The 12,108-nt window shown below is 43.8% G+C and carries 8 protein-coding genes; 7 read left to right on the forward strand and 1 reads right to left on the reverse strand.

Annotated features, from left to right (window positions below):
- Window position 1: 1 nt before the first annotated feature.
- The 3 genes from pyrC (at window position 2) to ACRRSY_RS10435 (ending at window position 5,976) form a co-directional block, all read left to right on the forward strand.
- On the forward strand, window positions 2-973 hold the full coding sequence (gene pyrC / locus ACRRSY_RS10425; protein ID WP_439033356.1) for a dihydroorotase: 972 nt from the start codon (window positions 2-4) through the stop codon (window positions 971-973).
- An 828-nt stretch (window positions 974-1,801) separates the two neighbouring features.
- Window positions 1,802-5,662, forward strand: coding sequence for an ATP-dependent RNA helicase HrpA (gene hrpA, locus ACRRSY_RS10430; RefSeq protein ID WP_432463130.1), 3,861 nt, complete (start codon window positions 1,802-1,804; stop codon window positions 5,660-5,662).
- Window positions 5,663-5,664: 2 nt separating this feature from the next.
- The gene (locus ACRRSY_RS10435) at window positions 5,665-5,976 is read left to right on the forward strand and encodes a SelT/SelW/SelH family protein (RefSeq protein WP_432452966.1); all 312 of its coding nucleotides are present in this window, start codon (window positions 5,665-5,667) and stop codon (window positions 5,974-5,976) included.
- A gap of 29 nt (window positions 5,977-6,005) precedes the next feature.
- Here the strand turns inward: ACRRSY_RS10435 and sodB are convergent, their stop codons facing one another.
- A complete protein-coding gene (sodB, locus tag ACRRSY_RS10440; protein WP_432452967.1) occupies window positions 6,006-6,587 on the reverse strand; it encodes a superoxide dismutase [Fe] in 582 nt (193 codons plus the stop codon).
- A 218-nt stretch (window positions 6,588-6,805) separates the two neighbouring features.
- Here sodB and ACRRSY_RS10445 point away from each other — a divergent pair, with 218 nt between their 5' ends.
- From ACRRSY_RS10445 to ACRRSY_RS10460, 4 genes are all read left to right on the forward strand, one after another.
- Window positions 6,806-7,150 carry a Grx4 family monothiol glutaredoxin gene (locus ACRRSY_RS10445; RefSeq protein ID WP_432452968.1) on the forward strand — a complete coding sequence of 115 codons (345 nt, stop codon included), beginning with the start codon at window positions 6,806-6,808 and terminating at the stop codon, window positions 7,148-7,150.
- A 165-nt stretch (window positions 7,151-7,315) separates the two neighbouring features.
- Window positions 7,316-9,028: a DEAD/DEAH box helicase gene (locus ACRRSY_RS10450; protein WP_432459477.1), complete on the forward strand. Its 1,713-nt coding sequence runs from the start codon at window positions 7,316-7,318 to the stop codon at window positions 9,026-9,028.
- A gap of 89 nt (window positions 9,029-9,117) precedes the next feature.
- Complete coding sequence (dacB, locus tag ACRRSY_RS10455) at window positions 9,118-10,491, forward strand: D-alanyl-D-alanine carboxypeptidase/D-alanyl-D-alanine endopeptidase (protein ID WP_432463131.1); 1,374 nt, start codon at window positions 9,118-9,120, stop codon at window positions 10,489-10,491.
- 194 nt (window positions 10,492-10,685) lie between these two features.
- Window positions 10,686-12,065 carry a sodium-dependent transporter gene (locus tag ACRRSY_RS10460; protein WP_432452971.1) on the forward strand — a complete coding sequence of 460 codons (1,380 nt, stop codon included), beginning with the start codon at window positions 10,686-10,688 and terminating at the stop codon, window positions 12,063-12,065.
- Window positions 12,066-12,108: the final 43 nt, after the last annotated feature.

Genomic DNA, 12,108 nt, shown 5'->3' on the forward strand with positions numbered 1-12,108 from the left:
AATGTTATCAGTTGCCGCGAATGCAACCGCTAAACATTTTTCCCGAGCGATTGTGATGCCAAATTTAACTCCGCCAGTGACTCGAGTTGAAGATGCTCGAGCGTATTTGCAACGGATCAAACAGGTTCTTCCCCAGGAGAGCTCTTTTGAACCACTGATGACTCTCTATTTAACCGATGCGACAAGCCCACAATTGATTGAAGAGGCGGCAGCCAGTGGCATCATTAAAGCCTGTAAATTGTATCCAGCCAATGCCACGACAAACTCAGCTCATGGTGTGACCGACGTCGATGCCCTCCGCCCAGTGTTTGAAACAATGGCAAAGCATAATATTTTACTGCTGGTGCATGGGGAAGTGACACATGCCGATATTGATATTTTTGATCGTGAAGCCGTATTTATCGATAGCTATATGCGGAATTTGGTCAAGTCCCTACCGGAACTGAAAATTGTTTTTGAACATATCACGACTGCCGAAGCTGCGGAATTTGTCCTCAGCGCGCCAGATCATGTCGGGGCAACAATTACGCCTCAGCATTTAATGTATAACCGCAACCATCTTTTGGCGGGGGGCTTAAGACCTCATAACTATTGTTTACCAGTATTAAAGCGTCAAAGTCACCAACAGGCTTTACAACAAGCGGTTGCCAGCGGAACGCCTAAGATTTTTTTGGGAACGGATTCAGCGCCACATTTACAAGGTGCAAAAGAAAGCGCCTGTGGCTGTGCCGGCTGTTATAGTGCGCCAGCTGCTATCGAGTTATATGCAGAAATATTTGAGCAACTGGGAATTTTGGACAAGTTGGAAGCCTTTGCTAGTTTTAATGGTCCTGATTTTTATGGATTACCCCGTAATAAAGAGACCATTACCCTAAGTAGGCAGGCTTGGCAGGTCCCATCACAGGTGATGGTCGAGGAACAAGCCTTGGTACCATTCTATGCTGGTGAAACTCTGCAGTGGCAAGTCAGATAAAAAAAGCCCTTTGCTTAATAAAGCAAAGGGCTGCATAAATTGTATAATTACAAACACTGCAATAGGTAACTAAACGCGAAGACTGAATTAGCAAATCAGTCTCTTTAACATTACAGCGGGATCAAGTATTACACCATGCCCCAAATGGGTGAATTGAGTTAATATTGGCTTTTGTTTGGTGTTTTCATGAGGCTTACGGGTCGCGAATCACAGAGAAAAAAAGCCCTCTGTTTAATATAAACAAAGGGCATGCATAAATTGTGTAGTAAACACAGCAATAGGTAACTAAACGCGATGACTGAATTAGCAAATCAGTCAGTTAAATCATATAGTGAGGCCATCTAGCTATCCATTCCCCAAATGGGTGAATTAAGTGGATATTCATAAGAATAGCGATGGCGCATAGGGAAAGGCGTATGTTTGCTGATTTCTGGCGATTTCACTGCGCCAGAATATAAAAAAGCCCTTTGCCTAATATATAAGCAAAGGGCCTGCATAAAATGTGTAAAAATTACACCGCAATAAATAACTAAACGCGATAACTGAATAAACAAATCAGTTGCGTATAGGATATAGTTCAGTGCTTAGACTGACCATTCCCCAAATGGGTGAATGAAGTCAACATTGAGATTTTCTTGATGTATTTTGTTTTTCAACTGGTTGCTTTTTAGTCCAGCTGAGGGTCGATGATGAACAGAGTCATCATCATTTCGCTGTAGCTGGTGTTACTCGATGTGCTTGTTGCTATAAACAGGTGGCTTAGACTTGTTTTCTTAGCGATTGTTGTTAGCATTTGCGCCTCGTATGCAACCCTACGAGGTTTTATTCTTGCAGTCCGCTCTATCAAACTTGAAACAACAAATCAGCTTCGCTTTGGCAAAGGATCGTTATCGTCTTCAGCGGCAGCTGACTAAGTTAACATCCGACGATCTGGAACAAAAAAGTGCCGCTTTTGTTAAATTTGCTCAGGCTCTCGATCGCTCTTGTCAGTTAGCAAGTCGTCGACGAGCGACTATTCCTGTCATTCATTACCCTCCGCAGCTACCCGTCGTTGAGCAAAAACAAAAACTTTATGAAGCGATCCGTGATCATCAAGTGGTGATCATCGCTGGTGAAACGGGCTCGGGTAAAACAACCCAGATCCCAAAAATTTGTTTAGAGTTAGGCTTAGGGAGTCGTGGTTTCATCGGTCATACTCAGCCTCGGCGGTTGGCCGCTCGTAGTGTAGCCGCTCGTATTGCAGAAGAATTAGAGACTCCAGTAGGCGATTTGGTCGGTTATAAAATTCGTTTTAACGATCAAATTAAAGCGGATAGTTTAATTAAGCTGATGACTGACGGGATGTTGCTTGCCGAGATGCAACAGGACCGTTTTCTTTCTCAATACGAAGTTTTGATTATTGATGAGGCCCATGAACGTAGTCTGAATATTGATTTCATCCTCGGAGTGCTCAAGCAATTATTGCCCAAGCGACCTGATTTAAAAATTATTATCACTTCGGCAACCATTGATCCGCAACGATTTTCTAGGCATTTTAACGACGCTCCGGTGATTGAAGTCTCAGGCAGAACCTATCCGGTTGATACTCGATATCGCCCGCTTAATGAAGCAGAGCAAACCAAAGATGTTCTAGAAGGTATCGCCGATGCGGTTGACGAACTATATCGGGAAAAACCCGGTGACATATTAATTTTCATGAATGGCGAACGTGAAATTAGAGATGCGACAGATTACTTACAGAAGCGCCAGTTACGTGACACTGAAGTATTGCCTTTATATTCTCGTCTCTCTAATGCGGAGCAAAATCGCATTTTTGCAGCCCATCGTGGTCGTCGTATCGTGTTAGCCACGAACGTTGCCGAAACCAGTTTAACGGTGCCAGGGATCCGTTATGTAATCGACCCCGGTTCCGCCAGAATTAGTCGCTATAGCTATCGTTCTAAAGTTCAACGCTTGCCAATTGAAGCGATTTCTCAAGCGAGTGCCAATCAGCGTAAAGGACGTTGTGGGCGGGTGGCAGAAGGGATCTGTATTCGTTTATATAGTGAAGATGACTTTGCTGGTCGGCCGGAGTTTACCGATCCTGAAATTTTACGAACCAATTTAGCCTCGGTTATTTTGCAAATGCTTGGCTTAAGGCTTGGTAAGTTGGAAGACTTTCCATTTATTGATATGCCCGATCAGCGAAATATTAAAGATGGTTTGAACCTACTCGAGGAAATTGGGGCTTTACATCAGCAGCACGGGAAGCCAAGCCTTAGCGCTTTAGGGCGTGAGGTGATTAAGTTTCCCATCGATCCTCGCTTAGCGAGAATGATGGTGGCTGCGAAGAGTTTTGGCTGTGTTCAAGAAATGATGGTGATTTGTGCAGCCTTATCGATCCAAGATCCGCGAGAGCGACCTAGTGACCGTAAACAAGCGGCAGACCAACAACACGCACGCTTTGTTGATAAAGATTCCGATTTCTCGAGCTACTTATTACTATGGCGTTATTTACAAGAACAACAAAAGGCTTTATCAAGTAACCAATTTCGTAAACAATGTAAGCAAGAGTTTTTAGCTTACATGCGGATTCGCGAGTGGCAAGACTTAGTTTTTCAGCTTTCAACGGTGGTAAAAGAGTTAGGTTATCCACTGAGTCAAAATGAGGCGAATTACGATGCCATTCACCAGGCAGTGACCGCTGGTTTGCTCAGTCACTTTGGTTTTAAAGACAAAGAGCGAGAGTTTTTAGGCGCACGAAACGCACGCTTTGTGGTATTCCCGGGATCTAGTCAAGCGAAAAAGCCCCCTAAATGGGTGGTGGCTGCCGAGCTGGTGGAAACCTCTCGTTTGTTTGCGCGTGGCGTAGCAAAGATTCAGCCTAATTGGTTAGAAGCGCAGGCTGAACACCTGATTAAAAAGTCTTATAGTGAGCCGCACTGGTCGACCAAGCAACAAGCGGTGATGGCTTACGAAAGCGTGCGTTTGTATGGTGTAAGTTTAGTGAGCAAACGTCTGATTAATTATGGTCGAATTGATCCCGTTGTGGCCCGAGAAGTCTTTATTCGCTCCGCTTTAGTCGAGGGGCAGTGGTCAAGTAAACACAGCTTTTTTAAACAAAATCAGCGCTTACTCGAGGATGTCGAAGCCTTAGAGCAAAAGCAACGTCGCCGCGATGTGCGGGTGGATGATCAGGTGTTGTTTGATTTTTATGCCGCACGTTTAGCAGAAGATATTGTCTCTGCTTCTCACTTTAATCGCTGGTGGAAGCAAGCGCAGCGACAACAGCCAGACTTACTCAATTTTTCAAAACAAATGTTGTATCAACATGATGCGAGTCATGTGACTGAGCAGCAATATCCAGATAGCTGGCAGTTAGATGGCTTTGCGTTGGCCCTTAGTTATGTTTTTGAACCAAGTGAAGTAGACGATGGGGTGAGTGTCCATATTCCATTGGCATTATTAAACCAGATTGATTACTCACGTTTCGATTGGCAGATCCCAGCGTTTAGAGAAGCTTTAATTAGCGCTCTGATTAAATCTTTGCCTAAGCCTATACGACGTAATTTCGTACCAGTACCGAATTACGTTCAAGCCTTTATGCAAGCGGTCCCGCAGGCCGAAGGCGAGTTGTTACCAATATTGACCAAGCAATTACTCAGAATGACCGGCTGTAAGATCCCCGAGGATGCCTGGAATCTAGATGCTGTACCAGACCATCTTAAGGTCAACTTTAAGGTGGTGAATGATCAAGGTAAAGTCGTTTCTCAGGGGCGAAGTTATCAAGTATTGCAAACCAAACTTCAGGACGAAGTTGAGCAAACGCTTGCTGAAATTGCGCCTAGTGCGTTCGCCGAGCAAGCGAGTGTTAGTCAATGGAGCTTTGGTGAGTTGCCGACGATGATAGAAGAACAACGTCAAGGTTATCAAATAACCGCTTATCCGGCATTGGTGGATGAGGGGAAAACAGTGGCCCTTAAGTTGTTTGATAAAGCCGAAGAAGCGAGTTGGAGTCAGTCTCGTGGCTTAAGTAAGTTATTGCAACTGAATATTCCTTCACCGCTGAGTTATTTGCAGCAGCATCTGCCTAATAAAGCCAAACTTGGTTTGTACTTTAATCCTTTTGGTCGGGTTGATGTGTTATTGGATGACTGTTGTTTAGCGGTCATCGACAAATACTCGCGACTACAGCCGGTGGATAATCAAGCGGACTTTGTTGCCTTATGCGATACCGTACGGGCCGAGTTGGCAACTGAAACTTTAGCTGTAGTCGTACAGGTAGAGAAAATTTTAAGTTTACATTACCAAATTAATAAGTCCTTGAAAGGTAAAGTCGGTTTTGATCGAGTGATGGCTCATGCTGATATTAAAGCGCAGCTTGCTAGATTGGTTTATAAAGGATTCGTGCGAGAGGTTGGCGTAGCGCGTTTAGCCGATTTACAGCGTTATTTAAAAGCAATTGAAAAGCGCTTGGAAAAATTAGCGATCGACGCGCATAAAGACCGTTTAGCCATGCAACAAATTGAAACGGCGGTTGAACGGGAACAAGTCTTAGCCTTACCCATATATAATGAACAGGGTCAAGAACTTCGCTGGATGATAGAAGAGCTGCGGGTATCGCTGTTTGCTCAGCAATTGGGCACTAAATATCCAATTTCCTTAAAAAGAGTGCTGAGTCATATGAGTGAGTTACAAAAAGGGAAATAACGATGGCATTACAACAATCAAAAGACCAGCCTCGCGTCGTAATTTATTATTGTAGTTTGTGTGGTTGGTTATTACGCGCCTCTTGGTTGAGTCAAGAGCTACTTACGACATTTTCACAAGAGTTGGCAGAAGTGGCTTTAAAACCAGCGAGTAAAGGACGTTTTCAAATTTACCTCGATGGAAAATTGATTTGGTGTCGAGTGGCTGATGAAGGTTTTCCGGAAGCTAAAATTCTAAAGCAACGAGTACGCGACCTGATCGCACCGGAAATGAATTTAGGACACAGTGACAAAAATAAAAAGGGCGCTGATTAGCGCCCTTGGTCCTTAGCAAGCTTTTTTGCTTAAGCAAAATTTGCTGAGGCAAACTCCCAGTTTACCAATGCCCAGAATGCATTGAGGTAATCAGGGCGAACGTTACGGTAATCAATGTAGTAAGCATGTTCCCATAAGTCACAGGTTAGCACTGGCGTAACCGTTTCGTCAGTCAGTGGTGTAGCTGCATTACTGGTATTTACGATCGCTAGACTGCCGTCAGCATTTTTGACTAACCAAGTCCAGCTGGAGCCAAAGTTGTTGACTGCGCTATCGGTAAATTTCGCTTTAAATTCTTCGAAAGAACCAAAACTTGCGTCAATGGCTGCTGCAAGTGCTCCACTTGGTTGACCGCCAGCATTTGGCGCCAAGCAGTTCCAGTAAAAGGTATGGTTCCAAACTTGCGCTGCGTTGTTAAATACGCCGCCAGTGGAATTTTTAACGATTTCTTCTAAACTTTTCTCAGCTAAATCAGTGCCTTCGATTAAACCATTTAGTTTTACCACATAGGTATTGTGGTGTTTACCGTAGTGGAAAGATAAGGTCTCAGCAGAGATGTGCGGTTCTAACGCGTCTTGTGCATAAGGTAGTTCAGGTAGTGTAAAAGCCATGTTTCTCTCTCCTTGTAATAATTGGCTGAAGCAACAGCACAATATTTTATATAGTAAAAACTTTACAAACTAGTTTAGCATTACAACAGTAGGCGGAAAAGCAAAAATATTAAAAAATATTGATCTAGCTCAAAGTGGTGAAATCAGAGATTTTTTTTGCTACGGTATAGTCATAGCACCTAGAATAGACTTAGTGTAAAAAATTAGAGAATTTTAAAATGGAAACTGTTGATAAAATTAAGCAGCAAATTGCTGAAAACCCGATCCTACTCTACATGAAAGGTTCTCCAAAGTTCCCTAGTTGTGGTTTCTCAGCGCAAACGGTTGAAGCTTTAATGCAATGTGGTGAACGTTTTGCCTATGTCGATATTTTGCAAAACCCTGACATTCGCGCTGAACTGCCTAACTATGCTGATTGGCCAACTTTCCCACAACTGTGGGTTGAAGGCGAATTAGTTGGCGGTTGTGACATCGTGATGGAGATGTTCCGCAGTGGCGAATTACACCCTTTAATTAAAGATACGGCGGCAAAACATCCTGCGCCAGAAAGTGAGGCTGAATAGACTAATATTCAGCTCTAATTGAAGGAATCAACCGCTCTTTATTAGAGTGGTTTTTTTGTCTTATATCAAGTTGCTTAAAATTTTTCCATAAAAAGCTAAAATCAATGAGACATTTTGTGATCAAAAGCGTATAGTGCGCATCCTTTAAATAATCGTGGGCCAAATATGACAGAATCCAGCAGTACGAGTTTTGAGCAATTTGCTCTCCCTGAAACAATTTTAAAAGCAATTGCCGAGATTGGATTTGAGACGCCGTCTCCAATTCAGGAAAAAACCATTCCATTACTGCTGGAAGGACACGATGTACTTGGCTTAGCGCAGACCGGAACGGGTAAAACTGCAGCTTTTTCTTTGCCTTTAATCGCAAAGCTTGATCCACAATTAAATGTGCCGCAGATGTTGGTGTTAGCACCAACTCGCGAATTGGCGAATCAGGTTGCGGATGCAATTAAAGACTTTAGCCGTCATGTACCTGGTTTACGCGTACTTGCCATTTATGGCGGTGCCGATTATGGACAACAAATTAAAGAACTGCGTCGTGGCCCTCAAATTATTGTAGGAACACCAGGACGTACGATTGACCACTTAGAACGTGGTAAGTTGAAGTTAGATCAACTTAGAGCCTTAGTATTAGATGAAGCCGACGAAATGTTGCGTATGGGCTTTATTGATGATGTCGAACGCATCATGCGTGACATGCCAAAAGAACGCCAAACAGCGTTGTTTTCAGCAACCATGCCGCCAGCAATTAAAAATCTGACTAAGAACTACATGTCAGCTCCGAAAGAAGTAAAAATTGCCAACAAGACGCAAACAGTGTCTAACATTGACCAATACTATTGGAATGTTGCTGGTTTAAACAAAATAGAAGCTTTGGCTCGGATCCTTGAAGTGAATAGTGATGGTGCTGCGATTATCTTTTCGCGTACCAAAAGTTCGACCACTGAAATTGCTGAGCGCCTCGAAGCGAAGGGCTTTAGTGTTGCCGCTTTAAACGGTGACATGAACCAAACCATGCGTGAGCGCACCATCACCCGTTTAAAATCGGGTAAGTTGGATATTGTTGTCGCTACCGATGTTGCCGCTCGTGGTCTTGATGTAGAGCGTATTGGCCTCGTGGTTAACTTCGATATTCCTTATGATGCTGAGGCTTACGTTCACCGCATTGGCCGTACTGGTCGAGCAGGACGTAGTGGTAAAGCGATTATGTTTGTGGGTTATCGTGAGCAGCGTTTGTTGCGCAATATCGAGCGCACCACACGACAAAAGATTGAAGCGATGGAGTTGCCTACTCGTGAACAAATCGAAAAACAACGTATTGCTAGTTTTCAAGATAAATTAACCACCGCGGTTAAAAATACTAAGTTAGAAGATTATCAAGCCATTGCTAGCGAATTAGCGACAAACCTTGGTATGACTGAATTAGAATTAGCGACAGCCTTATTGTTCCAAAGTCAGTTAGCACGACCATTCAAGCTGCCAGCCGATCCTGAACCTCGTTCAGCTCGTTTCGCTGGTAACGATCGTGGTGATCGGTCTCGCGCTCCTCGTGGTGAGCGCAGTGCTCGCGGCGAAAGAGGCGAACGTCCTAGCCGCTCTGAAGCTGGCGCGACAAAACGTAAACGCCGTACCGCTGATGTTGAAATGAACACCTATCGAGTTGATGCTGGTCGTGAACATGGTGTACAAACCAAGCATATCGTAGGCGCGATTGCTAACGAAGCCAACATTAGCAGCGATTACATCGGTAGCGTGAAGTTATTTGATAGTTATTCAACGGTTGAATTACCGAGCGGTATGCCAGAGAAAACTTTTAATCATCTTAAGCGTAGCTTTGTTCGCCAACGTGCAATGCGTTTAGAGCTGATTGCTCAATAACAATAACTGCTAAAATTGAAAGGAAAAGGTGAACTTAGTTTCACCTTTTTTTATATACTCTCGGTACCATTGGTGCACTGCGAGTTAAGATGCGTTTTTTCCTCCCTCTTGTTATCCCTTTATTGTTGGTCTGTGGTTTGTTGCAAGCCGAGACGATGCCCTTACGGGGCGCAACACTTAGTTATATTGGACCAGCCAGTCAGGCGAATAGCCAACGATTATTGGTGCCAGCCAGTACCTTAAAAATCGTAACGGCAACTGCTGCGATCAAACTTTTAGGTGCAGATTTTCGTTTTAATACTCAGCTCAGTATCAAGTTGAGCGAGCAAGGTTTAGATCTTTATCTTCATATGAGTGGCGATCCTAGTTTCAGCAGCAAAGATCTGAATGCGTTGTTGACGAGAGCCTTCAGCCGTTATGGCAAAAAAATCCATTCAATCACCATCGACGATGGTGTCTTTAGTGGTCACAATCGCAGTCGTGGTCAGGTGTGGAACGATATTGGGATTTGTTTTGCTTCGCCAGTATCGGCACTGAATATTGATGGCAATTGTATTAATGGCAATTTGAAACCAGGTAAAATCGGGCAATTGAGTGATTTACATATTAGTGATCCGAGCTTGCTTAATATGGACAATCAAATTATGACGGTGGCGGCTGATACTGCAGATTGTGAACAACGTCTGGTGGTTAAAGATCATAATCACTACCAGCTTTCAGGCTGTATACCAAAAAATGCCAAAATGATGCCATTACGCTTTTCGATTACCGATGAGCATCGTTACTTTTCGTTGAAGCTAGGCCGAGTGCTGGCGCAACTGGGGGCGAAGTATAGCGGACAAATACAATATCGTTCTCGGTTAGCTCCGTTTCCAACAGTTTTTACACATCAGTCAGTACCGCTGATCGATTTACTGAAATTTATGTTGGTTGAGTCTGACAATTTGACCGCAGATAGTATTTTTAAAAGTCTAGCCGCAGCACAAGGACGTAAAGCGAGTTACGCAGTTGCGAGTAAAATTGTTTTGGCTCAATTGACTGCTTTGGGTTTGGATGTGAGTCAGGTCGTGATGCGTGATGGCTCGGGATTGTCACGGGAGAACTTGATTAGTGCCGAGTTGTTATATCAGCTTTTGCAACGCTGGCAAACTGACCCGCAACTACAAGTTTTGCCTAGTATACTCGCCATCGCTGGAGAAAATGGCACTCTTAAATATCGCCGCAGTGTCACCAAATCTCCGTTAAAACATCATATTCACGCTAAAAGTGGTTATGTGACAGGCGTGATGAACCTAGTTGGATTTATTGAAAAACAAGGTCACCTAAGCCCGTTTGTATTTATGAGCAATGGGGTTGCTCTCAACGAACAACAGCGCCAAGCCGTGAAAGAGCGTCGAGTGGTGCATCCGATATTAGTTTATGAGAGAGATTGGTTGGAAAAGCAGTGGCAAGCTCTCAATTAGAAACATGCTTTGTATATGCATGAACATTCAGCGTTTAATACTCATTACTGAGTCTTTACTAGATTGTATATGGAGATGGAACCCTGATTATTAGCATAAAGATTCATTTTTTCTGTAATTTACATGTGCTTTATGCTTAGATCTGCGCCCAATAACAAGAACGCAATTCGCATACACAATTATTAAGAGAAAATATGAGTAATAACACCTCAGTGAATAATCGCTGGTCGAGTAATTTTGCCTACGTTTTAGCGGCAACAGGGGCCGCAGTAGGGCTTGGTAATATCTGGAAGTTTCCCTATATCATGGGAGAGAACGGCGGCGGTGCTTTCGTACTCGTTTACCTTTTATGCATTATGTTCATCGGCATTCCGGTGATGATGGCAGAGGTTTACCTAGGTAAACAAGGGCGTTCTACACCAGCCAACGCGGTCGCGAAAGTAGCGCTTGAACATGGACGCTCTAAACATTGGGCATTTATTGGTGGCATGGGGGTATTGGCTGGGTTCTTGGTGTTAAGCTTTTACATTGTGATTGCTGGCTGGGCAGTGGCTTATGTATTTAAATCGTTATCAGGAGATATCTCGGCAGCTGCAGGTAATGCAGAGCAAGTTGGAGCAATGTTTGGTGCTTTAACTTCTGATCCTTTGCAACTCACCTTGTGGGCAAGCATTGTGATTGGGGCAACCATTCTGGTCTTAGCGAAGGGGGTCACTAAGGGTTTAGAACGGGTGGTCTATTTGTTGATGCCTGCGTTGTTTGTATTGTTGGCAATGATTATGGTTTATGCCGCAGTGACCGGTGATTTTGCTGCCGCAGTTAATTTTATGTTTAAACCTGATTTTTCTAAATTAACTGTTCATGGCGTGATGATAGCTCTCGGTCATGCTTTCTTCACCCTTAGTTTGTCATCTGGGATCATGATGATCTACGGTGCTTACTTGCCTGAAGGCACTTCGATAGCTAAAACTTCTATTTATATCGCGATTGCCGATACCGTGGTTGCGCTGATGGCTGGTTTAGCTATTTATCCTATTGTGTTTGCTCACGGTATTGAGCCGAGTGCAGGACCCGGTTTATTGTTCGTGTCATTACCGATTGCTTTTGGCTCCATGCCAATGGGATCGCTTGTCTCTGTGGTATTCTTTGTGATGGTGGTGGTCGCTGCATTTACTTCTGCAATCGCCTTGCTTGAATCGAGTGCTGCTTACTTGGTTGAGCGTCGCGGCTTACGTCGTAACGTTGCCGCCGTCATTGCAGGCTTTGCAGTTTGGCTACTCAGTTTGGGAACGATTGCTTCATTTAGTGGTTGGGAATTTGCACAGATAGATGCCGGCCCCATGGGAAGCAACTTTTTTGAGATCCTTGATTATCTAACGGCAAGCGTATTACTACCATTAGGCGGATTACTAATCACTATATTTGTCGGTTGGATGATGCAGGGGGAGCGTGTTAAACAGGGGATTGGTATGAAAAGCCGTAACTTTAGCTTGTTCATGAAGAGTGTTCGTTTTATTTCTCCAATTGCCATCGCACTGGTGTTTTTAAACGCCGTTGGTTTGCTGGCATTTTGATATACAACACCTGATAAGTCGGCTTAGGCCGACTTTTTGCTTT

It is taken from the genome of Agarivorans sp. QJM3NY_33 (assembly GCF_050870865.2).
GTDB lineage: Bacteria > Pseudomonadota > Gammaproteobacteria > Enterobacterales > Celerinatantimonadaceae > Agarivorans.

Coding starts and splice junctions, on each gene's coding strand:
- pyrC (WP_439033356.1), top strand. CDS start 2: ATGTTATCAGTTGCCGCGAATGCAACCGCTAAACATTTTTCCCGAGCG.
- ACRRSY_RS10435 (WP_432452966.1), top strand. CDS start 5,665: ATGGCATTACAACAATCAAAAGACCAGCCTCGCGTCGTAATTTATTAT.
- sodB (WP_432452967.1), bottom strand. CDS start 6,587: ATGGCTTTTACACTACCTGAACTACCTTATGCACAAGACGCGTTAGAA.
- ACRRSY_RS10445 (WP_432452968.1), top strand. CDS start 6,806: ATGGAAACTGTTGATAAAATTAAGCAGCAAATTGCTGAAAACCCGATC.
- ACRRSY_RS10450 (WP_432459477.1), top strand. CDS start 7,316: ATGACAGAATCCAGCAGTACGAGTTTTGAGCAATTTGCTCTCCCTGAA.
- dacB (WP_432463131.1), top strand. CDS start 9,118: ATGCGTTTTTTCCTCCCTCTTGTTATCCCTTTATTGTTGGTCTGTGGT.
- ACRRSY_RS10460 (WP_432452971.1), top strand. CDS start 10,686: ATGAGTAATAACACCTCAGTGAATAATCGCTGGTCGAGTAATTTTGCC.